We start from the raw sequence: 23,398 nt of genomic DNA, 5'->3' as shown, positions 1-23,398 counted from the left end.
CCCGGGCCGGGGCCCCGCGCCCCGGCCTCTTCCCGGCTTTCCCGGGCCCCCTCCCTCCCCCCGTCATTGCGAGGAGCCGAAGGCGACGCGGCAATCTCCGTCCGTAACCACCGGAATCTGACCACTCGCGCAGTGCCAGCATCAGGAGATTACTCGCTGCGCTCGCCCTTCGGGCCGGCCCTCGGCCGTTCAACGCAGCTTTGCTGCTTTTGTGCCGCGTCGTTGCACTCCTCGCAATGACGGGGATTTCGGTCGAGGTTCGGGGTAGGCTCGTTGTAATTGTCCTCCGGCCATTCAACGCGCTGCGCGCTTTTGTGCCGCGTCGCCTTCGGCTCCTCGCAATGACGGGGGCGGGGGTTATCATTCGTACTCACAACCCCTCCCCGGCACCATCACCGGCAAACCCCAGGCCCCACAACGCATGAGCACCCACCACTCCGGCAACCCCAAGGACCACCCACAGGCCCCGCGCCTGCGCGTGCTGCTGGGCGAGGTCACGGCCATGGGCCCGGGCAAGGCCATGCTGCTAGAGGCCATCCGCGACAAGGGCTCGATCTCCGCGGCCGCGCGCAGCGTCGGCATGTCGTACCGCCGCGCCTGGGACCTCGTCGAGACCATGAACCAGAGCTTCCGCGAGCCCATGGTGGCCACCGCCAAGGGCGGCTCCGGCGGCGGCGGGGCCCAGGTCACCGCCTTCGGCGAGACCGTACTGGCACGCTACCGCGACATGGAACGCCAAGCCTGCGAGGCCCTGCGCGACGAGCTGCACGCCTTCGCCGACTTCCTCGCCGACGACCCCAAGCCGTAACCCCGACCCCAGCCTTGACGGGTCTCCCTGGCCCCCGCATCATTGCGCCTACCGATATGCAAACTGAAATATAACGAAACGCATATCCACCCAGACAAGAGCCGCGTCGCTGCGAGGAGCAACGCGACGAAGCACAAAAGCAGCGAAGCTGCGTTGAACGGCCAAAAGCCGGCCCGAAGGGCGAGCGCAGCGAGTAATCGCCAATGGAACCACCCGAGTCCACCAAGACCCAGCCACAGGGAACAACCTACACCATGCACCTGCGCGCCCTCCTCCTGACCCTGCTGCTCCTGCTACCCGGCCTGACCACCGCCAACGGCCCGCTGACCATCGCGGCCGCCTCCGACCTGCGCTTCGCCCTGGACGAGATCCTGGACGCCTACCGCGAGGCCCACCCGGACGATGCCGTACGCGTGACCTACGGCTCCTCCGGCCGCATGACCACGCAGATCATGAACGGCGCCCCCTACGACGTGTTTTTCTCCGCCGATATCGCCTACCCACAGAAGCTGCGCGCCGAGGGCCACGCGGTGACCGAGCCGGAGGTCTACGCCATCGGCCGCATCGTGCTGTGGAGCAACCGCATGGATGCCTCGGAAATGACACTGGAAGACCTGCTACGCGACGACATCCGCCGCGTCGCCATCGCCTCCCCCACCCACGCCCCCTACGGCGTGCGGGCAATGGAGGCGCTGAAATCCGTCGGCATCTGGGACGACCTGCAACCGAAGATCGTCAACGGTGACAACATCGCCCAGACCGCGCGCATGATTCAGGCGGGCGGCGCCGAGATCGGCATCATCGCCCTGTCGCTGGCCGAGTTCCCGGACCTCGCCGAACACAACTACCATCTGATCGACGACGCCCTGCACGAACCCCTCACCCAGGGCTTCATCATCACCCGACGCGGTGAACACAACGACACGGCCCACCGCTTCGCCGAGTACATGAACGGCGATACCGCACGCGACATCATGCGCCGCTACGGCTTCGTGATGCCCGGCGAAGCACTCCCCGAAGACGAACCCGCCGACACGGCCACGGCAACCCCGTAACCGGCCATGTTCGAGCTGAGCCCCACGGACTGGATGGCGATCGAGGTCACCCTCAAGCTTGCGCTGTACACCACGCTGATCCTGCTGGTCATCGCCACCCCCATCGCCTGGTGGCTGGCCAACGGCCGCGCCCCCGGCGGCCTGCGCACGACGATCCAGGCACTGGTCGCCCTGCCGCTGGTCCTGCCGCCCACCGTGCTTGGCTTCTATCTGCTGGTCCTGCTGGGCCCGGCCGGCCCGGTCGGCAGCACGCTGGAGAACCTGGGCCTGAACCACCTGGCGTTCACCTTCCAGGGCATCCTGATCGCCTCAGTGATCTACTCCCTGCCGTTCGCCGTGCAGCCCCTGCAGCAGGCCTTCGCCAACCTCGGCCGCCGCCCCACCGAGATCGCCGGCTCGCTGGGCGCCGGGCGCATGGACCGCTTCTTCACCGTGATCCTGCCGATGTCGCGCGGCGGCTTCATCGTCGCCGCCACGCTCGCCTTCGCCCACACCCTCGGCGAGTTCGGCGTAATCCTGATGCTGGGCGGCGCCATCCCCGGCGAGACCCAGGTGCTGTCCATCCTGATCTACGACCACGCCGAGGCGATGGACTTCGCCTCCGCGCATCGCCTGTCGCTCGGGCTGCTCATCTTCGCCTTCGTGGTGCTGTTCGTGGTCTACGCGATCAACCGTCGCTTCGACACGGTGCGCCTGTGACCCGACCCACGAGCGAAACACTGCGCATCCAGGCCCGGCTGGAACGCCCCGGCTTCACGCTGGACGTGGACACGGCCTTCCCGCTGGAGGGCGTGACCGCCCTGTTCGGCCGCTCCGGCTGCGGCAAGACCACCCTCCTGCGCATCATCGCCGGCCTGGAGCATCCGCCCGGCGCCGAGGTGCACTTCGGCGACACCATCTGGCAATCCGGCAAGACCTTCGTCCCGCTGCACCGCCGCCGCGTCGGACTGGTGTTCCAGGAGTCCACCCTCCTCCCGCACCTCTCCGTGCGCGGCAACCTGCTCTACGGCTACAAACGCACCCCGGAGCCCCTGCGCCGCCTGCACCTGGACGAGGTCGCCGACCTCCTCGGCATCACCGAGCTGCTGGAGCGCCGCGCCGACCAGCTCTCCGGAGGCCAGCGCCAGCGCGTGGCGCTGGGCCGCGCCTTGCTCATCAGCCCCGACCTGCTGCTGCTCGACGAACCCCTGAACGCGCTGGACACCCAGACCAAGCGCGAGATCATGCCCTTCCTCGCGCGCCTGTCGGACAAAACCGGCATCCCCACCCTGCTGGTCACCCACGCCCCGGACGAGGTCGAACGCCTCGCCCACCGCGTCACCTTCATGCACGACGGCCAACTCGAACGCCTGGAACCCCTGCGCGAGGCCCTCGCCCGCCCCGATTCCCCCCTGTTCCGCGACGAGGGCGCCGTATCTGTCCTGCAGGGCGAGCTGGGTCCGCCAGACGAACACGGCCTGCACCCCTTCGGCTCCCCGGACGCACGCTATCGCGTTCCGGCCACGCCCGGCTCCACCAACGGCGCCGGCAGCGAGGCCCGCCTGCGCATCGACGCCCGCGACGTCTCCATCGCCCTGACCCCACCCCAGGACGTCTCCATCCTCAACATCATCCCCGTCACCATCGAAGCCCTGGACGAGGCCCCCGGCCACCACGGCCCCGCCCGCATCCTCGCCACCTGCCGCCAGGACGACGGCCAGACCCTGATGGCCGAACTCACCCGCCTCTCCACCGAACGCCTCGGCCTGAAACCCGGCATCCGCGTCCACGCCCTGGTCAAGTCGGCAGCCTTCCTGGATTGACTCTCTCCGGATGTGCTGCGCCCCGGGTAACCGAGCGGTGTCGGCGACTGGAGACAACGACGGACCAGGCTCACGCCGACCGCCATGAGCGATGCAATCGGGGGGTGAAGGCCTTACATTGATTGCAGACGGAAGCCAGGGATCCGGGTGTGACGACCGAGCAGTGGATGATCTTTGGGGTGTTGACGGCAACCCTCGCGTTGTTCGTGTGGAACCGCTGGCGTTACGACATCGTCGCCATTGCGGCGCTGCTGACTGCGGCGTTCCTGGGGCTGGTCCCGTTCGGCGAGATGTTCTCCGGATTCGGTCATCCGGCGGTGATTACGGTCGCGGCGGTCCTGGTACTGAGCCGAGGGCTGCTGAATGCGGGCGTGGTGGACGCAGTGGCGCGGCAACTCACCCGGGTGGGGGAACGTCCCTGGGTGCAGGTGACCGCGCTGACCGTGATTGTCGCCCTGGCCTCGGGGTTCATGAACAACGTGGGCGCACTGGCCCTGTTGATGCCGGTGGCCGTGTGGATGGCGCGCCAGAGCGGCCGGTCACCCTCTTTCCTGCTGATGCCACTGGCGTTCGGGTCATTGCTTGGCGGGATGCTGACGATGATCGGCACGCCACCGAACATCATCATCGCAGGGTACCGCGCGGAGATTACGGGCGCGCCGTTCGCGATGTTCGACTTCATGCCGGTGGGATTGGGCGTCACCGCGGTCGGCGTGATTTTCATCGCCTTGATCGGCTGGCGCCTGATACCCCAGCGGGAACGCCCGGCCGCGACCGGCGAGCTGTTCGAGATCAGCGCCTACCTGACCGAGGTGCGGGTCACCGAGGAGAATCGCTATGTGGGGCACACCGTCTTCGAGCTGATGCGCGAACTGCAGGGTGAGGCCGAGGTGGTGGTGGTCGGTCTGGTGCGCGGAGAACGCCGCGAGCCGATGCCGGCCATCTATGAAGTACTGCGCGCGGGCGACATCCTGCTGGTCGAGGCGGACCCCGACAGCCTGAAGACGCTACTGGACGTGACGGGAATGGAGCTGGAGGCACGTCTCGAAGAGGCACAGGAACAAGACGCGCAAAAGGGCCGCGGAGAGGGCCGCGATAGCCCCATGGGCGAACTGGCACTGGAGGAGGCCATCGTCACACCCACTTCGCGTCTGGTCGGTGCCACTGCCAGCGCCCTGGAACTGCGCCAGCGCTACGCACTGAACGTACTCGCGGTTGCACGTCAGGGGGTCCGGCTGCGCGAGCGGCTGGATCAGGTGCGCTTCCGGGCCGGTGACATCCTGCTGGTACAGGGGAGCGAAGAGGAGTTACCCGATGCGCTGGGCGAGCTCGGCTGTCTGCCGTTGGCCTCTCGCGGGCTGCGCATTGCCCGGCCGCGCAAGGTCATCCTGGCCACCAGCCTGTTTGCCCTGGCCCTGGGACTGGTGGCCCTGGGCTGGGTCCCGGCAGCACCGGCGCTGGTCGGGGCAGCTGTGGCCATGGTGCTGGTGGGACTGATCGGTCCGAGCGAGGTGTACCGCGGGATCGAATGGCCGGTGATTGTGCTGCTGGCGGCCTTGTTGCCGGTGGGACAGGCACTGGAAACAACCGGCGGATCGCAGTTGATCGCGGATGGGCTGTTCGCACTAGGCGCGGCCGCCTCGCCCGCATGGATGCTCGCGCTGCTGATGGCCGTGGTCATGCTGCTGTCGAACGTGGTCAACAACGCCGCCGCGGCAGTGCTGGCGGCGCCAGTGGGGATCGCGCTGGCCCGGTCGATGGAGGCCGCCCCGGATCCGTTTCTGATGGCGGTCGCCGTGGGTGCGTCCTGCGCCTTCCTGACGCCGATCGGGCACCAGTCGAACACCCTGGTCATGGCCCCCGGTGGCTACGAATTCCGCGACTACTGGCGCATGGGCCTGCCACTGTCGCTGATCGTCATCGTGACTGCCGTGCCGCTGATCCTGTGGATTTGGCCGCCCTAAAAGGTTGTAGAGGCTAGCGGGGCCAGCCACGCGTTGCCCGTGCGGACCTCGACAAGGTACTGAGCATCGAGCGGTCGCTGCCGGATCGTAGTTCCCCAAGAGCCAAGGTCCGGGCTGGAGACGGGCCATGACCGAACGGCTCGGCCGGGCGAATGGGTGGCGAGCCGTGCAACCCCGACGATGTTCCGTGCTGTGCCTTGCGGTAGGCATCCGGGCCTGTATCCTCGGGCTGTCACCTGCCACCGAGCGCATCAGCCATGGACACGCCCATCTCATCCTCCAACCCCTTGCCCCCCGAAAGTCCGGGCGGCGCCGACCGCGAGGGTTTTTTTGCCTTCGAACGGGGCGACTACCAGGCCGCCCGGGACATCTGGGAGGCCCGCGCCGATGGTGGCTCGGCCTGGGCGCAACTCGGCATGGGAATCCTCTACGCGGAGGGGTTGGGGCTGGAGGCGGACCCGGAACGTGCACGCGAGTACTGGACACAGGCTGCGGAACAGGGTCTGAGCGATGCCAGCTTCAACCTGGGCGTGATGGCCGAAAAGTCAGATCCGGCGGACACCAGGGCAGCCGAACACTGGCATCGCCGCGCGGCCGAGGCTGGACACGTCGCGGCACAGAACAATCTGGCGGTTCTGCTGCTCAACCAGGGCGGCGACGCCGCCGCCACCGAGGCCGTCCAATGGTGGAAACGCTCCGCGGAACGCGGCGACCCCGATGCCCTGAACAGCCTTGGGGTCGCCCACCAGCAGGGCAGCGGCTGCCAGCGAGATCGAACGGCCGCCGTCGGGTATTACGCCCAGGCGGCCAACGCGGGACACCGCGACGCGGCCTTCAACCTCGCCCTCGCCCTGGAACAGGGCGATGGAGTGGACGCGGACCTGACCGCCGCTGTCCGCTGGTATCAGCAGGCGGCCGAGGCCGGGGACCCCGACGCCGCGGCGAAACTGGGGAATCTCTGCCGCGATGGCAAGGGCACAAAGGAAGACATGGAAGCTGCCGCTCACTGGTATCGGGCGGCGGCCGAAGCGGGCCACCCCCAGGCCCAGGCCAATCTTGGGGTCCTGCTGGATCGGGGTCTGGGCGTGCCCCGGGATCAAACGGCGGCGGCGCGCTGGTATGAAGCCTCTGCCCGGCAGGGTCTGGCCCCGGCGCAGTACAACCTGGGCATCGTGCTGGCCGACGGCCATGGTGTGGAGGTCGACTATGTCGCCGCCTGGGTCTGGTTCGCGCGCGCCGCCGATCAGGGCCACAAGCCGGCGGCCGAGGCGCGCGACTACATCCACCAGCAACTCACCCCGGAACAACGCGCGCAGGCCGAGACGCGCAAGACCGAACCCTTCGGTCCGCCCATCACTCGATAGGCGAGCGCGCACGCGCCGACAAGCGCGACGGGACAAGCGCGACGGGGTCGGACCACGACAAGAGCCTGAAATACTTTCGGTTATAGCGCTTTCCAGGCCCACAGATGGCCTTGAACGGACAATTTCAGGGACGAAAATGGCCAACTTGCTCGCAGACAGACGGCAATGCGGCATCTCCCGCTATGGCATGGGGTCACACCTTGCCTTTTGCCCCTGTGATGAAGGCAGAGAAAAAGACCAGGTCTGACCCCTTACTTCCCGAGGCGCGCAAGGCCGAGCCTCCAGTTAGTTAGTCCATCACCCGTTCGGCACGAGCACCGCGAGTGTCCCCGGCGAGTGAGGCCAACGCTGCTGGGGACGGTGTAAGACTCGCGCTAGAAACAATCCGCCGCCGACCGCGATAATGGGGACCGGTTCCTGTTCCTGCGCGGTTCGGACTGTCGCTTCACCCGGCCGCAGCCGTGTCCTGGTTGCTGGATCCTTCCCGAATACCACGCCCCACTGCGACATCGTACCGGCGCAGGGGAGAGCGCCGTGCGAAGGGGCAGTTTCGACGCCAGTCGGCGTCCTTGTCCGCCATTTCCGGGTGCATGGCCGGTGTCAGATCCCGCAACTGGCGCCAGAGCAACGGGTCGCCGCCCTTCAGCACCTCCAGCCAGGCCGCCTTCTCGCGAACAAACACCGGGGTGAAGGCACGATCATGCATGAATACGGTACAGGCCAGATCGATCAGCTGGGCCAGTTTCACGGTCTTGGCCGGGGCCGTCGCCCGCGCCAGATGCGCCCGGTCGATCGCCTTGCGCTGGGCCCGGTTGCCGTCCTCCGGATGACTCACGTCGCTGATCATCACCACCATTTCTGCGACCTCCGCACCAAACAGCCGCTCCAGGGTCTCGGGTTTGACCCCGGTATCCCGAATGGTGTCCTGCAGCCAGACGGCCGCCCGCATGCACTCGGTGTGCTGCACCGAACGCAGCAGTTCCACAACCCGCGCCGGATGCACGATATAGGGCTCGCCGGTATACCGGCAGACGTGCTCGACGCGCGCATGCGCGGCAATGGCGAAGGAACGGGCGCGTTGTTCCAGCTGCATGGGTTGATCCGGAAGGGTGTGATGCCGGGTATTGTAGAGAAACCGAATCAGAAGGGCTCCACGTTACGGCGCCGGTCTCAGTCAAGTGCGTCACGCTATTGGTTGCGCGCATGGCATGGGGTCGACCTTGCCTGTTGCCCCTCCTTCCGATCATGGCGGAGCTAGTGGTACCCCCTCAGCCGGAAGAAGAGATCCCCATCTTCTTGCAGCCGGCCTTCACCGACCCCAGCGGTACGGGCTCCTGGCGTCAGCCGCGGCGCTCGCCCTGCTGGAAAAGGCCGGATTTTCCGCCGCAAAGAGCCGCAAAACCGTTCTGTTTGGCACCGTACCGACGCCAGCCTGACCTCGGCCTATGGTGGCGAACAGTCTGTGTTGATGACGAACGCGCCATGCAAAGGCACGAATCCCTGGCGTGACGTTATCCATTGCCATTCGTGCGCTGGAAGGCGGCCACTCAGGGTAGCGGGAGGGAGCCGGTGCGACTGAAGCTTGAATCGGCGCTTGAAGAATCGCTCAGCAATTACCTGACCGCTGCCGTCATCATTGCCGCCATACTGACCGCACCGCTGACGCTCACTTACTGGTTAGACGTGGGACACCCCCTGATCACGGTCGCCGATTGGCTGATCTGGGCAGTGTTCGTGGTCGAGTATGCTTTTTACATGGCCATCTCGCATGACCGCTGGAAGACGACCAAAGAAAACTGGCTGTCGGTGTTGATTATCATCTTCTCCTTTCCACTGCTTCACGAGATACTCAAATCCACTCGCCTGATCCGACTTCTCCGCCCCCTGCCGCTGCTGCGACACACGGCCCTGCTCCGACAGATTGAACTGTTCCGCCTGGCCAGCGTCCGCAATGCCGGCAGCAGTGCCGCGATGACGGAGGCCAAGGAAAAGCTGGGTAAGGAACACTGGGCTGTCCGCTTCATCGTGCGCGTCGAGTACTATCGTTCACGCCTTGTTACGGGGCTGCTGAAACTCCTGCCATTCATAAAGTCCAGCACCATTCGCAAGCGACGTCAGGAGGAGCGCTCAAAGCGCGAAGACATGAACGAATAAACGGAAACCGCTCGACGGGTTGTGCTGTTATCTCGCTCATCCTTCTTGCTCCAGGACCAGGAAGAAGAGGACACCCATGTTGTTCCGATGGTCCGAACGTTCGACCCAACGGGCCGCTATCACTGCTCCGGCAGGGTTACGCCACGATTAAAGCGGACGCATCGCACGGAGGGTCGTCTACGAAGGTCGTCTACCGATTCCAGCGGCCGCACATGGACACGCCACGGGCACGGCGACAGGTACCCGCGGTACGGTCTACCCTCCTAAGACACCGCCCGGATGAATAACCCGCCCATGCCGTTTCCCGCGCAGAAGACCAAGATCGTTGCCACCATTGGGCCCGCGTCCGATTCACCAGAGACGCTGCGGCGCATGATGCTGGCCGGGCTCGATGTAGCTCGGCTGAATTTCTCGCACGGCGATGCCGCCTACCATGCCGAGTTGATCGGTCGCATCCGCGACGCCGCGCAGGCGAACAGCACCCGCGTCGCGATCCTCGGTGACCTTCCCGGTCCGAAGATGCGTATCGGCGAACTGGCGGAAGAGCCGATCGAACTGCACCCCGACCAGACCATCACCCTGACTACCGAGGACTGCATTGGCGATGCCTCGCGGGTCAGCGTGTCGTTCGCGAGCCTGCCGGAGGCGGTGCAGCCGGGCGATGCCCTGTTCCTGAACGATGGCTTCATCGAGCTGGAGGTGGTGACGGTCGAGCGCAGCGAAGTGATCTGCCGCGTACATACCGGCGGCGAACTGCGCTCGCGCAAGGGCCTGAATCTGCCGGGCATCGATCTCGGCATCCGCGCCTTCACCACGGAAGACCACCAATGGCTGCGGTTTGCAGCGGAACACGGCGTGGATGCGGTCAGCCAGAGCTTCGTAGTCGACGGCGACGACATCCTTGCGGTGCGCAAGGCGGCAGAAGCACTGGACTACGCCCCCTTCATCATCGCCAAGATCGAGCGCGCCGCCGCGCTGGAGCAGCTCGACAGCATCCTCGAAGCCGCCGACGGCATCATGGTAGCGCGCGGGGATCTCGGAGTGGAGATTCCGATCGCGCGCATTGCCCTCGCCCAGCGGCGCATCACCCGACGCGCCAACCGGCACAACCGCCCGGTGATCACCGCCACCCAGATGCTGGAGTCCATGGTCGCCTCGCGCCGCCCTACCCGCGCCGAGGCCACCGACGTCGCCAACGCCATCCTCGGCGGCACCGACTGCGTGATGCTTTCCGCCGAGTCGGCGATGGGGCTTTACCCGGTGGAGGCCGTGGCGATGCTGGCGGCCATTGCCCGCTCCATCGAACCGGAACGCGACGGCGGCATCAGCGCCGACGGCCCGGGCGACCCTGACGAGGCAGGTCTTGATCGAGCCGTCGACCTCATCGCGCGCAGCGTACTGCACACCGCGCAGCGGCGCCTGCCACGGGTCACCCTGGCGCCTACCGCCAGTGGGGCCACCGCCCGGCGCATCGCCCGCCTGCGCCTGCCCTGCTGGATCGCCGCCTTCACCCCGACCCCGGCCACCGCCCAGGGCCTGCAGTTTTCCTACGGTGTCCACCCCGTGGATGTCGCCGAGGACCGCGCCGACTGGAACGATTTCGCGCGCCAGTGGCTCACCGAGCACGGCATCGACGACGGCCTCGCCCTCCTCGTCCAGGGCCCCTCGGGGCCCCATCCGACCGGCAACCACCGCCTGGAACTGCTCGAACTCGACCGCCCCCGCCAGCAATACGCCAACGCACCGGAGCACCCCTGACCCACACCCCCGTGCGGTCGAAGACGGAAGAACACGACACCCGCCTCCTGGCCGAGCTGCAAGGTCAGGGAGATTCGGATAGCCCGTCAGTCCAGGGGCAGGATGCGCCGGCGGGGCGGTGGGGCATCCTGCAGCCTCTGCTGGTTCGCGTACTCGCGTTGCTTCTGCTCGAGGTAGGTCTCGCGGTCCAGCTCGCGTAGCTGGCGCGGGTATTCGTCGGTCAGGTCGAACCAGCGTTCCAGGCGGGCCAAAAGGAGCTCCTGAGCCGGCCGGTCGCGGACGTCGAGCCAGGCCTGCAGTGCAAGATAGAAACGCATGACGGTGCGCTCGATCATGCCTTCCAGGCCGCCGATGTATTGTGGCTCGCCGTTTTCGTAACCGACCACGGTGAAACCCACCCGCTCGCGTCCCCCGGTGGCGAGGTAGACGAGCGCGGCCAGCCGGGCAATCACCCCGAAGCGCAACGAATACTCGAGGTTGACGAGGGTCCCCGTGTCGTGCGGCACGACGTGGACGACAATGGAGTAATCCCGGGTTCCGTACGGCCCACGATCGCCCTCCAGCTCGATCAGCAGCCAGTCCTCACCCATCTGGGCCGACCGCCTGACGAGTTCCACACGCTCTGCATACTCCGCCTGCTCGTAACGCGCACGGCCCACGTACAGGTGCAGCAAGGCGTCCGCCCCCTCGCGGTAGACGCAGCTCTTGATGTTGATGTGCAGGACGGTGATTTCGCACCACGCCGAAAGCGCTTCCAGCTCACTGGCCACCAGCGCAAACGAATACGGCAGCCGGGCGTGCACCGCCCCCTCGACGACGCCGCCCTGCACAGTGGAGGTAACGGCAATCGGCTCGCCCAGCGGTGATTCGGCAATGGCGGCCAGCCAGTCTTCGGCGCCATCCGCATGCGCCAGTAGAGGGCTTCCGACAAGCAGAGCCAACCCGACAAGCGCGACGATGTGCAGTCGGCACCAGGATTGGTGGGCAAACGGAACGGCCGGCAGTCGAAGCATGGCAGCGCCCCTCCGTAGAATCACCCGGCCGGCGCCCATTGACGGTCATGACGGGGTCGGCCCCGGGTCAGGGCCCGAAACGGTGACCATTGAGGCGAAGTCGCCCCCACTCACCTCCTTAGATAGCCCATATCCGCGATCAGCACTGGCGAACATGCCCATGGATCATGTGTCTCCCTTGCTGGTCCAGCCGCGGAAACCTTCCCGGACGGAAAGGCAGCGTGCATACCCGAGGTCCCGCAGGAGCTCTGCGGCACGCAGGCTGCGGCGGCCGCTGTTGCACAGGCACAGCAGGATCTGGTCCTGGGTGACGTGGTGGCGGTTGATCAGGGAGATGAAGTGCTGGAAATCCCGCTCGTCCGGCTCGTCCGCATCCAGCAGTTCCTGTTCCTCCTCGGACAGCTCGCGACCCAGCAACTGCTTCAGGCGGAACAGGGGCACAGGGACGGCACCTTCTACCGCGCCTTCCAGCTCCAGTTCGAAGGGCTGACGGATATCCAGCAACACGGCCAGGCCGATATCGACCAGTTCGCGCGCCGCGTTCACGCTGATCTCCAGCTGCGGCTTGCTCGTTTCGTTCGCCATGCGTTCTCCTTTGATGTTCGCCTCTCTCTGAGGCCGCCTTCTCGGCTCCCGGTTCCCCCGCTTGCACCGCCCCATCCACAACCTCGACATTGGACATCAGAAACCCGGTCCGGGCTTCTGTCATGCATGGGGTTTCACGCTCTGTGAAGCGGCCCCACGACATTTCAGACGGCGGGTTCTATGCTCCATGGATACCTGCCGCCTGAAACGGCGCACTGATCAGCGTTAGGGGCAGCATGCCGAACGACCGCGATATCGACCTGAGCCGCCACCACGAACCCCGTGATTTCTCCGACCGCGTCGCACGGGGCTTTACCTCGCTGATGCGATTCTTCGCCGACACCTTCTTTGCCCGGCGCTACGGACACCGCGCCGTGGTCCTGGAGACGGTTGCGGGCGTCCCCGGCATGGTGGGCGCCACGCTGCAGCACCTGCGCTCGCTGCGGCGCATGGAGGATGACCACGGCTGGATCCGCACGCTGATGGACGAGGCCGAGAACGAGCGCATGCACCTGCTCACCTTCATTGAGATCACCTCGCCCAACTGGCTGGAGCGCTTCCTGATCATCCTGGCGCAGGGCTTCTTCTACACGTTGTTCTTTATGATCTACATCATCTCGTCGCGCACGGCGCACCGGATCGTAGGCTACTTTGAAGAGGAAGCGGTCGTCAGCTACACCGAGTACCTGGAGGAAGTGGAGTCCGGCGGGCTCGATAACGTCGCCGCGCCGGCACGCGCAATCCAGTACTGGAACCTTCCGGAAGATGCCCGCCTGTCCGATGTGATCCGCGCGGTACGCGCCGACGAGGCAGGCCACCGGGACGTTAACCACGGCTTCGCCGACCTGCTCGGCAAGAAAGACTGACCCGGGCGCTCTCCCGCGACCTGACGGGGCCGGTTTTCGGGCACTATCGTGTGGCCGTATGCGAACGACATGGAGACGGCCGTGAACGACGAGACAACCGGCGGGACCGAGGGCGCACTCCCCCTGCAGCGGCTGGCAGGATGGGGGCTGCGCGGTATCGCGGTCCTGACGGGCCTGGTCGGGCTACTGACATCGGTGACGCTCTGGACGCTGGCACAGGAAACGCCGCAGGTGCCCTGGCCGGTCGCATCCCTGGTGTTGCTGCAGGCCCTCTTTGCCGTTGCGGTGCTGGCCTGGGTCGTGCTCCTGTGGCGAAGGGCCCGCGCACTGGGCGCGCTGGAGACGCGGGACTATCCCGCCATCACCTGCGTTGTCGTCTGCACACGGCTGGTCGGCGAACTGCTGGCGATTGCCTTCGTGCTGCTCGCACTGGCGTTGTCGGTCATCTCCCTGACGGCGGTCGAGCCCTTTGCGGGCGTTGCGGTGGCCGCGTTCGGCCTTGAAGCCGAGCTGGTGGAACCGGCGAGCTGGGGACTGGCCATCCTGACGGCGATCCTGTGGCCCCTCGCCGGATTGTTCGCGGGCGGGATGGTCCTGTTCGGGGCCTACCTGTTCGCCGATGCCATGACAGCCATGCTGGAGTATGTGCGCGACGTGCGGCGCATCCGCGAAACCCTGTCGTCCGGACCGTCCGCGAGATGAAGTAGAACGCGAGACCTTCGCGACCTTCGGGGTCAAACCTTGCCTTTTGCTTCGTCAGTCGGCCCCGCAGAAAACGCCGCGGAACCCCCAGCAAATACACCGCCAACCGTGCAGGCCCGACACCCATTCGAACCGGCTGGCGGCGGACTCTAGCGGACGTCGCCACGGGTGACCCACCTCAAGGTTTGGCCGGCCAGGCCGTTTACTGTGGTCAAGGCCCGAGGTTGCGGGCTGCTCCCAATACTGGCCACACAAGGACCGCCCATGAATTTCCGCTCGCTCTCTGTTCGATCCAAGCTGGTCATCACCATCGTGGTACCCGTGGCCGCGCTCCTGCTGTTGGCGGCCCTGGCCGCACGCGGCACAGCCAACATCGAAGAGGGCGTGCAGAACATCTATCACGACCGCGTCGTGCCCCTGCAGCAGCTGAAGACCATCGCCGACAACTATGCGGTGCTGGTCATCGACGCGGTCAACAAGGCGGACGCCGGACGGATGACGGCGGAAGAGGCACTCGCCGACGTCCGTGAGGCACGAGAGGAGATCGCCGAGATCTGGGACGCCTACCTGGCCACGACCCTGACGCCCCGTGAGCAGGAACTGGCTGATGGTGCCCGCGGGTTGTTCCGCGCAGCCAACGCCCACCTGGACCGCCTGGAGGGGGCTCTGGGCGGGATGTCCGGCGATGTCCAGGGCGAGCTCGACGCCTTCAACGGTCCCCTGTACGACACCATCGATCCGATCAGCGACCAGATCACCCAGCTGGTCGACCTGCAGATCGATGTTGCCGGGACCGAGGCCGAGCGGGTATCGGCGTTCTACACCCAGGTTCTGGTGCGCAGCGGCGCGCTGATGCTGGTGGTCTTGATCATCGTCGTGGTCACCGGGGTGTGGACGTATCGCTCGGTGGCACTCCCGATCTCGCGGATGCGCGCGACACTCACGGAGATCGCCGAGCACCATGACCTCTCGCGCCGGGTCGACGTTCGCTCCGACGACGAGATCGGCGCCACTGCAGGCGCCCTGAACAGCATGCTCGACCAATTCCAGGACTCGATCCGCGAGTTGCGCACCCTGACGGATCAGATGGCCTCTGCCGCGGAACAGCTGTCCGCCGTCAGTACCCAGACCAACGGGAACATCGACCAGCAGCGCTCGCAGACCGAACAGGTCTCGACGGCGATGAACGAGATGGCCGCGACGGTGCAGGAGGTCGCGCGCAACGCCTCCGATGCCGCGTCCTCCAGCCAGGAAGCCGATCAGGAGTCCCGCGCGGGTGGCGAAGTGGTGCGCACGGTGGTCAGCGACATCGGACGCCTGTCGGGCGAAGTCGCGACCATCGAGGAATCCGTGCGCAACCTGGACGAGAAGGGGCAGCAGATTGGCTCGGTGCTCGACGTCATTCGCGGCATTGCCGAGCAGACCAACCTCCTGGCCCTGAATGCGGCCATCGAGGCCGCCCGCGCCGGCGAACAGGGACGCGGCTTCGCCGTGGTCGCCGACGAGGTGCGTACCCTCGCCTCGCGCACGCAGGACTCCACGGCGGATATCCAGGCGATGATCGAGTCGCTCCAGGCGGGTACCCGCAACGCCGTCACCGCGATGGGCCGCGGCCGCGAAATGGCCGAGGCCACCAGCAACGACGCCGAACGCGCCGGCCAGGCGCTGGAATCCATCGTCCAGGCAGTCGGTCGGATCAGCGACATGACCACGCAGATCGCCAGCGCGGCCGAAGAACAAAACGCGGTGGCCGAGGAGATCAACCGGAACATCTACGCCATCAATGACATCACCGGCGATACCGCCAACGGGGCCCGCCAGACGGCGACCGCCAGCCAGGAGGTCGCGGACATCGCCTCGCGTGTACGCGACCTGGCCTCCGCCTACCGCATTGGCTGACCCCCACTCCTACAGAGCACCGCGAGCTCGGCTTCGGCTTCGGCTCCGGCGTGCCGGCTTGCCAGGCGGGCGGCCACCGCTTTGCACGAAAGCATCCGAAGAAACGGATCCGTCAGGAGAAGCCACGCGCTCCGAACTTGCGATGCAAAAAATGGAGGCTCGTCAAGGGCCACCGGGAACTCGAGACCCCGGCCGCACTCCGAGCCTCAGTACCTCAGGTTGTTCGCGATGCTTCCACCTGCCGAAGGTGGATGAATTTCGGGGAGCCCGATAAACACGATCTAGACGCATTCTTTTGCATTTATGATCAGCATACGCTTATCTTCTGACGTTCCATTTTTCGAACCAATCAGGAGACTCCATGCGAGCCATCAAGACTCTAGCGGCTTCCGCCCTTCTCGCCCTCGCCGGTGCCGGTGCCGGCACAGTTGCGCAGGCGGATGAGCCCTCCAAGCTGTTCGTCAGCGTCACCTCGGCCGACGACCACACACAGTTCATGTCCATGGTGTTGGCCAACCAGAGCATGCGTCAGGGTCAGGAGATCCGCGTCCTGCTGTGCGGCCCCGCCGCTACGATGGCGACCGAAGATTTTGAGGGCGCCACCATGCAGCCGGCCGACCGGAACGCGCAGCAGCTGATGATGAACCTGCTCAACAACGGCGCCACCGTTGAGACCTGCGCCATCTTCCTGCCGAACACGGACTACACCGAGGCCGACCTGCTTGACGGCATCACCCCGGCCGACCCGGAAGAAGTCGGTGCCTATATGGCCGATCCGAACGTGCGCTTCTTCTCGAACTGATCGCCCGCTTTCGATGCTGACGGGGCCCTCTTCGGAGGGCCTTTTCCGTTTGGACGGCCGGATTCCATCGCAGGCGCGCCCGGGTACACTGTTTGTTGTCTGGCGGAGCCCAGGCTCCAAGCCCGTCACGCATGGGACCGGGCCGTTCCAAACGAACCCCAGGGGGCCACTTATGAGGCTTTGGTCGAAGTGGAAGAAAGGCGGGGCACTGCTGGCCGATGTCCTGCAACGCCAAGGGATCGACCCGAAGGCGGCCGCGGCACAGGAGAGCTTCAAGCAGATCCTGGACGCTGCGGAGGCGGGGGCGGATGAGCGCCTCAAGCGCGAGGCGCAGGACAACGCCCTGTCGAGGGACGAACGCAACACCCGCTGGGAGGCACTGTTTTTCGAGGAGATCCGCTCCCGGGCCAAGGCCCATGCCGCGGAGGTCAAACGCCGCTGATCGCCGCGGCGGCACCGCTGAACGTGGTGCGGTCGGGATCAGGCGTTCTTGCGGAACACGCACCAGTTGAACGGCTGCTCGGTCTCGCCCGGGGTCACGTGGACCTCGCGTTGCGACTTGACCAGCGCGAAACCCGGACCGAACGCGTCCTGCAGGGTCTCCGGGGAATGCCGCTGCACCGGCAGGCCGGAACATTTTTCCGGGCCATCCAGCGCAAAGGTCCCGATTACGATATGCCCCCCCGGGCGAAGGGCATGCTGCACCTGCTGCACGTATCGGGCCCGTTGATCCGCGGCGATCAGGAAGTGAAACACCGCGCGGTCATGCCAGACATCAAGCGCTGCCTCCGGGAATGCGTGTTCCAGTACGTCCGCTTCCTGCCATGCGACCGCTGCGGCGCGCTCCCCGACCCGCTCGCGCGCCTTCTCGAGCGCCGCCCCGGACAGATCGAGCACCGTCAGGTTGCGATAGCCCTCAGCCAGCAGTTCGTCCACCAGGACCGAGGCACCGCCACCGATATCGACAATCGCGGCATCGGGGGCCGACGCCACCGCCCGAATCAGGGCCCGCGACGTCCGCGCCTCCGCCTGATACCACCCCACGGCATCGGTGGCGCGGGTCTGGTAGACGTCTTCCCAGTGCGGCTTGGTGCTCATGCGGGTTCCTGGTTACCGGAGCAAAGGCTTCTCGTACCGGAAGGTTATCAGGCGTTCGGGCCCCGTGTGCTACCCTCCGCGCCGATTCCCATGCCGCCGGGCCAGCCCTATGAAATTCTTCCGCCTGATCAGCATTGTCGAGGGCATTTCCCTCGTCACCCTGCTCTTTGTCGCCATGCCGCTACGCACCTACGCGGATATGCCACTGGCGGTGACCTACGTGGGCTGGCTGCACGGCATCCTGTTCATCGTCTATGGCGCGACGTCGTTGATCGCCAGCCACCTGAGCGGGTGGCCAGTCTGGAAATGGCTGCTGGTCCTGTTCCTTGGGGTGGTGCCCTTCGGCTTTCTCTACGTCGACCACCTGATCCGGCGCGAAATCCCCAACGCAAGCGCGGCCAGGACGGCCTGACGCTCACTCATCACGGGCCACCACCCAACCGGCTGCTGCCCCCGCTCGTCATCCCGGCCGGAGCGAAGCGCAGAGCCGGGATCTCCTACGTCAGCGACTCCCCCAGCGCCGGAGATCCCGGATCGCCGCTGCGCGGCGTCCGGGATGACGGCCCCAGGTGTGCCTCGATGAATCGGACTGGCCACTCGTCCCTTGAATGCCTTCCCCAACACCGACGTTCGCGTGGTCTAATCGGCCCTTCATCCCCATACCAAAGCCCACCATGATCGCCGTAATCTTCGAAGTGGAACCACACGCCGAACGCAAACAGGACTACCTGGATGCGGCCGCGAGTCTGCGCGAACACCTGAAGGACGTCGACGGATTCCTCTCCATCGAGCGTTTCGAGAGCCTGAGCCAGCCGGGCAAGGTGCTGTCACTGTCTTTCTGGCGGGATGAAGCCGCCGTTCGGGAATGGCGCAACCTCGAGGAACACCGCCAGGTGCAGGCGGCCGGCCGCGGCGGCATCTTCGCCGACTACCGCCTGCGCGTGGCCGAGGTGGTCCGCGACTACGGGATGCACGAGCGCGCCCAGGCGCCTGAAGACTCGCGCACCGCCCACGGATCCTGAAACCCGCCGGCGCGCCAATCCTGGACGACTACAGGCGGTCGGGCAGGCAACTCTCAGTCGGGGTCACGCACGACGATGCGCCCCTGCATGTAGGGATGCGGGGCACAGATGTAGTCGTAGGTACCCGGCTCCGTCAGCGTGACGCTGTCGCTTTCGGCATGCTCCAGCATCGCCGTTGAAAACGACTGTGGCCCCCGCATGGCGACGGCGTTGTGAGCGCCCGAGGTCTCCCCGAGCCCATAGGTGAAGACATCCTCGTTGACCCAGGTGACTTTCGTGCCGGGGGCCACCTCAACGCTCTTCGGATAGAAGGAATTGCCTTTCATCTCGATCACGACCTCGTCCACATCCGCTCCGAAGCGAACCGGACGGTCGGCCCGCGCGGGAATCGGATTGGCCTCGACTTCGGGAATCCCGAACGGTGAAAGTATGCGGCGGGCTTCGCTGATCCGTTCCACACGTTCCTCCGACTCGTAAACGGGCCCCTCGGCCAGAATCGCGGCTGGTGTATCCGCATCCGCTCGGGCATCCAGCAGCCCAATGGCACCCCGACTGGTGGCCCCGACGCCATGATCCAGCATGGTGTAGACCCCTTCCTCCGGCGGTATACGGAACTCGATCACCCAGGAATCCGACGGGCCCGTGGTCACCGTCTGCCCACCGGGCCACAGTGCCTCGGGATGCCCCTGCCAGTACACGTAATCCCAGACGATGCCGACGATATGGAAGGTCGACAGCAGATTGGGGCCCACGTTGAGGAAGTACATGCGTACGTAGTCCCCCGGACGGACGGGGATCGGGTTCTCCACGTAGCGAAACAGCTGGCCGTTGAACGCGGTGTAACTGGCATCCCCTTCCACCGCCTCTTTGCCGCTGGCATACAGCTCGTGCTGCAACATATAGAGCTTCAGGTCCGGCTCCTGCCCCAGGTCGGCTTCCAGCTTGTAGGGTTCGTCGCGCGGCTCGACAACGATCATGCCGTACTGCCCGAACATCACGTGCATGGGGATCGCATGACCACCCGGGGCACAGTGATACATAAAGACCCCCGGTGTGGTCGCGCGGAAGGTGATCGACTTGGTCTGCCCGGGAAGGATGTGCCCGACATGCTTCGAGGTCTGCGTGTAGGCCGCGTGGATCGAGGCGCCGTGCATCACATCCCCGCTGTTGCTGATCTCCATACGCACGATGTCGCCCTCGGTCACCCGCAAGGTTGGCCCGGGCAGTTTTCCGTCGATCAGGAAGCCGTCGTAGACCACGCCCTGCCCGATCGGCACCTGCCCCTCGTCCAGGTCGATCCGGAATACATGATCCGGTTCGGCTTCCTGGGAGACGTACCCGGTCGGCCGGGTCTCGAGCCCCTCGTCACGCTCGATGATCTCGATAAAGTCGCTGTTACCAAACAGCTCGCTGAAATCCGGCCCCATCGACGCCTGGGCCACTGAGGCGAAATACCACAACAGGACCACCGCGAGCCCGGCCGCGAAATGGGCACCCAGTGGATTACGTCCGATGGCCGAAGGATATGCCGATTCTGGTCGTTTCATTGCCCCCTCCTCTGGAGCGGATCCACAACGCTCCGCTATAACCTTTATAGACTATGCATCTATTCACAGCATCGCGCCGAAAAATCACGCGCGTCGAGTGCAACGCCGCGGCACTCGCACTGACGTATCCCCCGTGCAAACTTGGGTCTCCCCCTCCGTCCTTCCACAGCAACAGCCCCGGCTGTGGCCTATAGATCTAGCAACGTCATCGACTGGAGAGGGGCCATGGGCATCGTGAACGAGTTCAAGCAGTTTGTGGCGCGCGGCAACGTGGTCGACATGGCCGTGGGTGTCATCATCGGGCTGGCGTTCGGCCAGATCGTGTCATCACTGGTATCCGATGTAGTGATGCCACCCATCGGCCTGCTGATCGGCGGGGTCGACTTTGGAGAACTCGCGATCGTGCTGCGCGAGGCGGAGAACGGCGTGGCGGCGGTCACGATCAATTACGGACTGTTCATCAAGCGCGTGGTGGACTTCCTGATTATCGCCGTGGTGGTATTCGCCGCCATCAAGGGGATCGCCCGCCTGCAGCGCAAGGAAGAGGCCAAAGCGGAGGAACCCGCGGCGCCCAGCAACGAAGAGAAACTGTTGACGGAGATCCGCGACCTGTTGAAGGTGCGGCAAGGTGACTGAGGGACACGCTGAGGAACCGGTACGGCCAGACGGCGTCTCAGCAAGGGCATCGAACAGGGAGACGAGTTTGGACAACGCCATCGAAGTGGAAGGCCTGGTGCGCGACTTTGGCGGTACGCGGGCCGTGGACGGCGTGGATCTGCGGGTGCCGGCCGGCCACGTGCTGGGCCTGCTGGGGCCCAACGGCGCCGGCAAGACAACCGTAGTGCGTATGCTCGCCACTCTGCTGACGCCCACCGCCGGGGTCGCCCGTGTAGGCGGCTTCGATGTGGCTCGCGACGGCGCTCGGGTGCGCGAGATCATCGGCCTGACCGGCCAGTACGCCTCGGTGGACGAGAAGCTGACCGGACGGGAGAACCTGATCCTGATCGGCCGCCTGCTGGGCCTGAAACGCCGTGACGCCAGGGCCCGCGCTGACGAGTTGTTGCAGGATTTCGACCTGCGCGAGGCCGGTCAGCGCCCGGCCCAGACCTACTCCGGCGGGATGCGGCGCCGGCTGGATCTGGCCGCCAGCCTGGTCGGGCGCCCGCGCATCCTGTTCCTCGACGAGCCCTCCACTGGCCTCGACCCGCGGGCCCGCCGCGACCTGTGGGAGCGTGTCCGCCAACTGCAGACTGACGGCACAACCGTGCTGCTGACCACCCAGTACCTGGAGGAAGCCGACGCCTTGGCCGATGCCATCGTAGTACTGGACCACGGACGCGTGATCGCCGAAGGCACCGCCGCACAGCTGAAGGCCCGGGTCGGCGGACGCTCGCTGTTCCTGATGGTGGCCCGCGCGGAACAGGCCGCGGCGGCCGGCGAGCGGGTCGCCGCGATGGTGGGCACCCCGCCCCGTGTGGAGGGCGAAACGATCAGCGTACCGGTGTCGGACCCGGCCCTGCTGCCCGCGTTGCTGCGAGAGCTGGACGCCGCCGGCATCGAGGTCGCGGAGCTGGGGCTGCGCGGCGCCAGTCTGGATGATGTGTTCCTGTCCCTGACCGGGCGCAGCGGGGCCTGCCGCGAAGAGTCGGGCAACGCGGAGGACACGCCATGAAGGCCCTCGATCAGACCCTGGCGCTCGCCTGGCGCAGCCTGGTGCAGGTGCGGCGCAACCCCTGGGAGCTGGGCGACTACAGCATCCAGCCGATCCTGTTTCTGGTGCTGTTCCTGTTCGTATTCGGCGGGGCAATTGCCGGCTCGCCAGAGAACTACCTGGCGTTCGTGCTGCCGGGTGTCATCGTAATGAACATGCTGTTCGTCACCGTGTACGTGGGCCACGGCCTGAACACCGACCTGACCCGCGGCGTGTTCGACCGCTTTCGCGCCCTGCCCATCCCGCGCTGGGCGCCGCTGGCCGGGCGCATCCTGGCGGACGTGGTCAAGCAGCTGCTGTGCATTGCCCTGTTGCTGGTCGTCGGATTCCTGCTGGGCTTTCGCCTCGAGACTTCGTGGGCGCATCTACTGGCGATGGTGGCGCTGGTGCTGACCTTTGCCGTGGCCTTTTCCTGGGTGATGGTGCTGGTCGGCGTCATCGCACGCGACCCGGAACACGTGCAGCTGTTCGGCTTTACCGCGCTGTTCCCGGTCACCTTCGTGAGCTCGGCCTTCGTGCCGGTGGATACGATGCCCGCGTGGTTGCAGGGCTTCGTGCAGGCCAACCCGGTGTCGCTGCTGGCCGACGCGGCGCGCGCACTGATGAATGCCGATGGTCCGGCCCTTGAGCCGGCACTTTGGTCGCTGGCCTGGGCACTGGGCATCGTGCTGGTGTTCGCGCCGCTGTCGGTCTACGCACTCAACCGCCGCCTGGCGCGCGGTTAGCGGCCGACAAGCGCGGTCAGAACAGTTCGATTTCCCCGGTCCTGATCGTGGGTGGCTGAATCGCGCCTTCGGCAACCAGGCGGTCGAACAAACAGACCTGGTTCTTGCCGTTTGCCTTGGCGTAGTACAGGGCCTGATCGGCTTCGTCCAGCACCACGCTGGCGGTCTTGTAGGTGTCGACTTCCCCGGATTAGGTCCACGCATAACTAGAGGTTTCCGGGGTGTGTAACTGCCGGTATTCGACCGGCGTCAGGTCCCCCAGCGAATCGTGAGGGATGGTTTCGTTGTAGTCCTGCAGCCACTGCTCGGTGTGTTCCCGGACTTCGGTCAGCGTTCGGAAGACGTAGAGGTCCAGGACCCCGCGGCGGTAGCTGCCGTTGAACCGTTCGATGAAGCCGTTCTGCATCGGTTTGCCCGGCTGGATGAAGCTCAGTTCCACGCCGCGCTGTTCGGCCCAGTCGGCGATCGCGGCCGAGACGAACTCGGGGCCATTATCGAGCCGGAGCTGCTGCGGATAGCCCCG

At 65.9% G+C, this 23,398-nt stretch carries 24 protein-coding genes and 1 pseudogene; 18 read left to right on the top strand and 7 right to left on the bottom strand.

Translation table 11 applies throughout. The features are described from left to right. Positions 1 to 421: 421 nt before the first annotated feature. The 6 genes from F792_RS0109275 (at position 422) to F792_RS0109250 (ending at position 6,993) form a co-directional block, all read left to right on the top strand. Positions 422 to 808, top strand: coding sequence for a winged helix-turn-helix domain-containing protein (locus F792_RS0109275; protein WP_018169352.1), 387 nt, complete (start codon positions 422 to 424; stop codon positions 806 to 808). Between the two features lie 254 nt (positions 809 to 1,062). Then, positions 1,063 to 1,863: a molybdate ABC transporter substrate-binding protein gene (gene modA, locus F792_RS0109270; protein ID WP_026305943.1), complete on the top strand. Its 801-nt coding sequence runs from the start codon at positions 1,063 to 1,065 to the stop codon at positions 1,861 to 1,863. Positions 1,864 to 1,869: 6 nt separating this feature from the next. Next, positions 1,870 to 2,562, top strand: a complete 693-nt coding sequence (modB, locus tag F792_RS0109265) for a molybdate ABC transporter permease subunit (RefSeq protein WP_018169350.1) — start codon at positions 1,870 to 1,872, stop codon at positions 2,560 to 2,562. Continuing rightward, the gene (modC, locus tag F792_RS0109260; protein ID WP_018169349.1) at positions 2,559 to 3,665 is read left to right on the top strand and encodes a molybdenum ABC transporter ATP-binding protein; all 1,107 of its coding nucleotides are present in this window, start codon (positions 2,559 to 2,561) and stop codon (positions 3,663 to 3,665) included. Before modB ends, modC begins: the two co-directional genes overlap by 4 nt. 167 nt (positions 3,666 to 3,832) lie before the next feature. Further along, complete coding sequence (locus F792_RS0109255) at positions 3,833 to 5,629, top strand: SLC13 family permease (RefSeq protein ID WP_018169348.1); 1,797 nt, start codon at positions 3,833 to 3,835, stop codon at positions 5,627 to 5,629. Positions 5,630 to 5,886: 257 nt separating this feature from the next. Further along, positions 5,887 to 6,993 carry an SEL1-like repeat protein gene (locus tag F792_RS0109250; protein ID WP_018169347.1) on the top strand — a complete coding sequence of 369 codons (1,107 nt, stop codon included), beginning with the start codon at positions 5,887 to 5,889 and terminating at the stop codon, positions 6,991 to 6,993. A 445-nt stretch (positions 6,994 to 7,438) separates the two neighbouring features. Here F792_RS0109250 and F792_RS0109245 read toward each other — a convergent pair whose 3' ends face one another. Beyond that, complete coding sequence (locus tag F792_RS0109245) at positions 7,439 to 8,086, bottom strand: HD domain-containing protein (protein WP_018169346.1); 648 nt, start codon at positions 8,084 to 8,086, stop codon at positions 7,439 to 7,441. Between the two features lie 476 nt (positions 8,087 to 8,562). Between F792_RS0109245 and F792_RS0109240 the strand changes: the two genes are divergently transcribed. Both F792_RS0109240 and pyk read left to right on the top strand, forming a co-directional pair. Next, a complete protein-coding gene (locus F792_RS0109240) occupies positions 8,563 to 9,147 on the top strand; it encodes an ion transporter (protein WP_018169345.1) in 585 nt (194 codons plus the stop codon). A gap of 294 nt (positions 9,148 to 9,441) precedes the next feature. Continuing rightward, positions 9,442 to 10,905 carry a pyruvate kinase gene (gene pyk / locus F792_RS0109235; RefSeq protein ID WP_018169344.1) on the top strand — a complete coding sequence of 488 codons (1,464 nt, stop codon included), beginning with the start codon at positions 9,442 to 9,444 and terminating at the stop codon, positions 10,903 to 10,905. 86 nt (positions 10,906 to 10,991) lie between these two features. Here pyk and F792_RS0109230 read toward each other — a convergent pair whose 3' ends face one another. After that, positions 10,992 to 11,918, bottom strand: coding sequence for a hypothetical protein (locus tag F792_RS0109230; protein WP_018169343.1), 927 nt, complete (start codon positions 11,916 to 11,918; stop codon positions 10,992 to 10,994). Between the two features lie 165 nt (positions 11,919 to 12,083). After that, positions 12,084 to 12,503: a rhodanese-like domain-containing protein gene (locus F792_RS0109225; protein WP_018146175.1), complete on the bottom strand. Its 420-nt coding sequence runs from the start codon at positions 12,501 to 12,503 to the stop codon at positions 12,084 to 12,086. A gap of 236 nt (positions 12,504 to 12,739) precedes the next feature. On the opposite strand from F792_RS0109225, the gene F792_RS0109220 reads away from it, so the two are divergent. The 5 genes from F792_RS0109220 to F792_RS0109200 all read left to right on the top strand — a co-directional run bounded on the left by F792_RS0109220 (position 12,740) and on the right by F792_RS0109200 (position 17,214). Next, on the top strand, positions 12,740 to 13,369 hold the full coding sequence (locus tag F792_RS0109220) for an alternative oxidase (protein WP_018169342.1): 630 nt from the start codon (positions 12,740 to 12,742) through the stop codon (positions 13,367 to 13,369). Positions 13,370 to 13,438: 69 nt separating this feature from the next. Beyond that, entirely contained in the window at positions 13,439 to 14,071 is a 633-nt protein-coding gene (locus F792_RS0109215) for a hypothetical protein (RefSeq protein WP_018169341.1), read from the top strand. 264 nt (positions 14,072 to 14,335) lie between these two features. Beyond that, on the top strand, positions 14,336 to 15,970 hold the full coding sequence (locus F792_RS0109210; RefSeq protein WP_018169340.1) for a methyl-accepting chemotaxis protein: 1,635 nt from the start codon (positions 14,336 to 14,338) through the stop codon (positions 15,968 to 15,970). A gap of 361 nt (positions 15,971 to 16,331) precedes the next feature. Continuing rightward, positions 16,332 to 16,772 carry a DsrE family protein gene (locus F792_RS0109205; RefSeq protein WP_018169339.1) on the top strand — a complete coding sequence of 147 codons (441 nt, stop codon included), beginning with the start codon at positions 16,332 to 16,334 and terminating at the stop codon, positions 16,770 to 16,772. Positions 16,773 to 16,944: 172 nt separating this feature from the next. Then, entirely contained in the window at positions 16,945 to 17,214 is a 270-nt protein-coding gene (locus F792_RS0109200; protein ID WP_018169338.1) for a hypothetical protein, read from the top strand. Positions 17,215 to 17,252: 38 nt separating this feature from the next. Here F792_RS0109200 and F792_RS0109195 read toward each other — a convergent pair whose 3' ends face one another. Next, positions 17,253 to 17,870, bottom strand: coding sequence for a class I SAM-dependent methyltransferase (locus tag F792_RS0109195; protein ID WP_018169337.1), 618 nt, complete (start codon positions 17,868 to 17,870; stop codon positions 17,253 to 17,255). A gap of 109 nt (positions 17,871 to 17,979) precedes the next feature. Between F792_RS0109195 and F792_RS0109190 the strand changes: the two genes are divergently transcribed. After that, positions 17,980 to 18,282 carry a DUF3817 domain-containing protein gene (locus F792_RS0109190; protein ID WP_018169336.1) on the top strand — a complete coding sequence of 101 codons (303 nt, stop codon included), beginning with the start codon at positions 17,980 to 17,982 and terminating at the stop codon, positions 18,280 to 18,282. Positions 18,283 to 18,544: 262 nt separating this feature from the next. Further along, the gene (locus F792_RS0109185; RefSeq protein ID WP_018169335.1) at positions 18,545 to 18,892 is read left to right on the top strand and encodes an antibiotic biosynthesis monooxygenase; all 348 of its coding nucleotides are present in this window, start codon (positions 18,545 to 18,547) and stop codon (positions 18,890 to 18,892) included. A gap of 53 nt (positions 18,893 to 18,945) precedes the next feature. Here F792_RS0109185 and F792_RS0109180 read toward each other — a convergent pair whose 3' ends face one another. Then, positions 18,946 to 20,439 carry a plastocyanin/azurin family copper-binding protein gene (locus F792_RS0109180; RefSeq protein ID WP_018169334.1) on the bottom strand — a complete coding sequence of 498 codons (1,494 nt, stop codon included), beginning with the start codon at positions 20,437 to 20,439 and terminating at the stop codon, positions 18,946 to 18,948. Between the two features lie 225 nt (positions 20,440 to 20,664). Between F792_RS0109180 and mscL the strand changes: the two genes are divergently transcribed. From mscL to F792_RS0109165, 3 genes are all read left to right on the top strand, one after another. Beyond that, a complete protein-coding gene (gene mscL, locus F792_RS0109175) occupies positions 20,665 to 21,075 on the top strand; it encodes a large-conductance mechanosensitive channel protein MscL (RefSeq protein ID WP_018169333.1) in 411 nt (136 codons plus the stop codon). A gap of 67 nt (positions 21,076 to 21,142) precedes the next feature. After that, on the top strand, positions 21,143 to 22,111 hold the full coding sequence (locus tag F792_RS0109170; RefSeq protein ID WP_018169332.1) for a daunorubicin resistance protein DrrA family ABC transporter ATP-binding protein: 969 nt from the start codon (positions 21,143 to 21,145) through the stop codon (positions 22,109 to 22,111). Then, positions 22,108 to 22,875, top strand: coding sequence for an ABC transporter permease (locus F792_RS0109165; protein WP_018169331.1), 768 nt, complete (start codon positions 22,108 to 22,110; stop codon positions 22,873 to 22,875). Before F792_RS0109170 ends, F792_RS0109165 begins: the two co-directional genes overlap by 4 nt. A gap of 16 nt (positions 22,876 to 22,891) precedes the next feature. Here F792_RS0109165 and F792_RS14620 read toward each other — a convergent pair. Both F792_RS14620 and F792_RS0109155 read right to left on the bottom strand, forming a co-directional pair. Beyond that, positions 22,892 to 23,047 (bottom strand): annotated as a pseudogene (locus tag F792_RS14620) (GGDEF domain-containing protein); the annotation flags it as partial. Positions 23,048 to 23,065: 18 nt separating this feature from the next. Continuing rightward, positions 23,066 to 23,398: integrase core domain-containing protein (locus F792_RS0109155; RefSeq protein ID WP_018169329.1), on the bottom strand; the 333-nt coding region annotated here is incomplete at its 5' end.

It is taken from the genome of Thioalkalivibrio sp. ALMg9, from assembly GCF_000380625.1.
In the GTDB taxonomy this organism is placed as follows: Bacteria; Pseudomonadota; Gammaproteobacteria; order Ectothiorhodospirales; family Ectothiorhodospiraceae; genus Thioalkalivibrio; species Thioalkalivibrio versutus.
Note: the sequence above shows the minus strand (reverse complement) of the source record. Positions and strands in the feature narration are given on the sequence as shown.

What these genes read in the sequence shown, in the direction of transcription:
- F792_RS0109275 (WP_018169352.1), top strand. Translation starts at nt 422, where the DNA reads ATGAGCACCCACCACTCCGGCAACCCCAAGGACCACCCACAGGCCCCG.
- modA (WP_026305943.1), top strand. Translation starts at nt 1,063, where the DNA reads ATGCACCTGCGCGCCCTCCTCCTGACCCTGCTGCTCCTGCTACCCGGC.
- modB (WP_018169350.1), top strand. Translation starts at nt 1,870, where the DNA reads ATGTTCGAGCTGAGCCCCACGGACTGGATGGCGATCGAGGTCACCCTC.
- F792_RS0109255 (WP_018169348.1), top strand. Translation starts at nt 3,833, where the DNA reads ATGATCTTTGGGGTGTTGACGGCAACCCTCGCGTTGTTCGTGTGGAAC.
- F792_RS0109250 (WP_018169347.1), top strand. Translation starts at nt 5,887, where the DNA reads ATGGACACGCCCATCTCATCCTCCAACCCCTTGCCCCCCGAAAGTCCG.
- F792_RS0109245 (WP_018169346.1), bottom strand. Translation starts at nt 8,086, where the DNA reads ATGCAGCTGGAACAACGCGCCCGTTCCTTCGCCATTGCCGCGCATGCG.
- pyk (WP_018169344.1), top strand. Translation starts at nt 9,442, where the DNA reads ATGCCGTTTCCCGCGCAGAAGACCAAGATCGTTGCCACCATTGGGCCC.
- F792_RS0109230 (WP_018169343.1), bottom strand. Translation starts at nt 11,918, where the DNA reads ATGCTTCGACTGCCGGCCGTTCCGTTTGCCCACCAATCCTGGTGCCGA.
- F792_RS0109225 (WP_018146175.1), bottom strand. Translation starts at nt 12,503, where the DNA reads ATGGCGAACGAAACGAGCAAGCCGCAGCTGGAGATCAGCGTGAACGCG.
- F792_RS0109220 (WP_018169342.1), top strand. Translation starts at nt 12,740, where the DNA reads ATGCCGAACGACCGCGATATCGACCTGAGCCGCCACCACGAACCCCGT.
- F792_RS0109215 (WP_018169341.1), top strand. Translation starts at nt 13,439, where the DNA reads ATGGAGACGGCCGTGAACGACGAGACAACCGGCGGGACCGAGGGCGCA.
- F792_RS0109210 (WP_018169340.1), top strand. Translation starts at nt 14,336, where the DNA reads ATGAATTTCCGCTCGCTCTCTGTTCGATCCAAGCTGGTCATCACCATC.
- F792_RS0109205 (WP_018169339.1), top strand. Translation starts at nt 16,332, where the DNA reads ATGCGAGCCATCAAGACTCTAGCGGCTTCCGCCCTTCTCGCCCTCGCC.
- F792_RS0109200 (WP_018169338.1), top strand. Translation starts at nt 16,945, where the DNA reads ATGAGGCTTTGGTCGAAGTGGAAGAAAGGCGGGGCACTGCTGGCCGAT.
- F792_RS0109195 (WP_018169337.1), bottom strand. Translation starts at nt 17,870, where the DNA reads ATGAGCACCAAGCCGCACTGGGAAGACGTCTACCAGACCCGCGCCACC.
- F792_RS0109190 (WP_018169336.1), top strand. Translation starts at nt 17,980, where the DNA reads ATGAAATTCTTCCGCCTGATCAGCATTGTCGAGGGCATTTCCCTCGTC.
- F792_RS0109185 (WP_018169335.1), top strand. Translation starts at nt 18,545, where the DNA reads ATGATCGCCGTAATCTTCGAAGTGGAACCACACGCCGAACGCAAACAG.
- F792_RS0109180 (WP_018169334.1), bottom strand. Translation starts at nt 20,439, where the DNA reads ATGAAACGACCAGAATCGGCATATCCTTCGGCCATCGGACGTAATCCA.
- mscL (WP_018169333.1), top strand. Translation starts at nt 20,665, where the DNA reads ATGGGCATCGTGAACGAGTTCAAGCAGTTTGTGGCGCGCGGCAACGTG.
- F792_RS0109165 (WP_018169331.1), top strand. Translation starts at nt 22,108, where the DNA reads ATGAAGGCCCTCGATCAGACCCTGGCGCTCGCCTGGCGCAGCCTGGTG.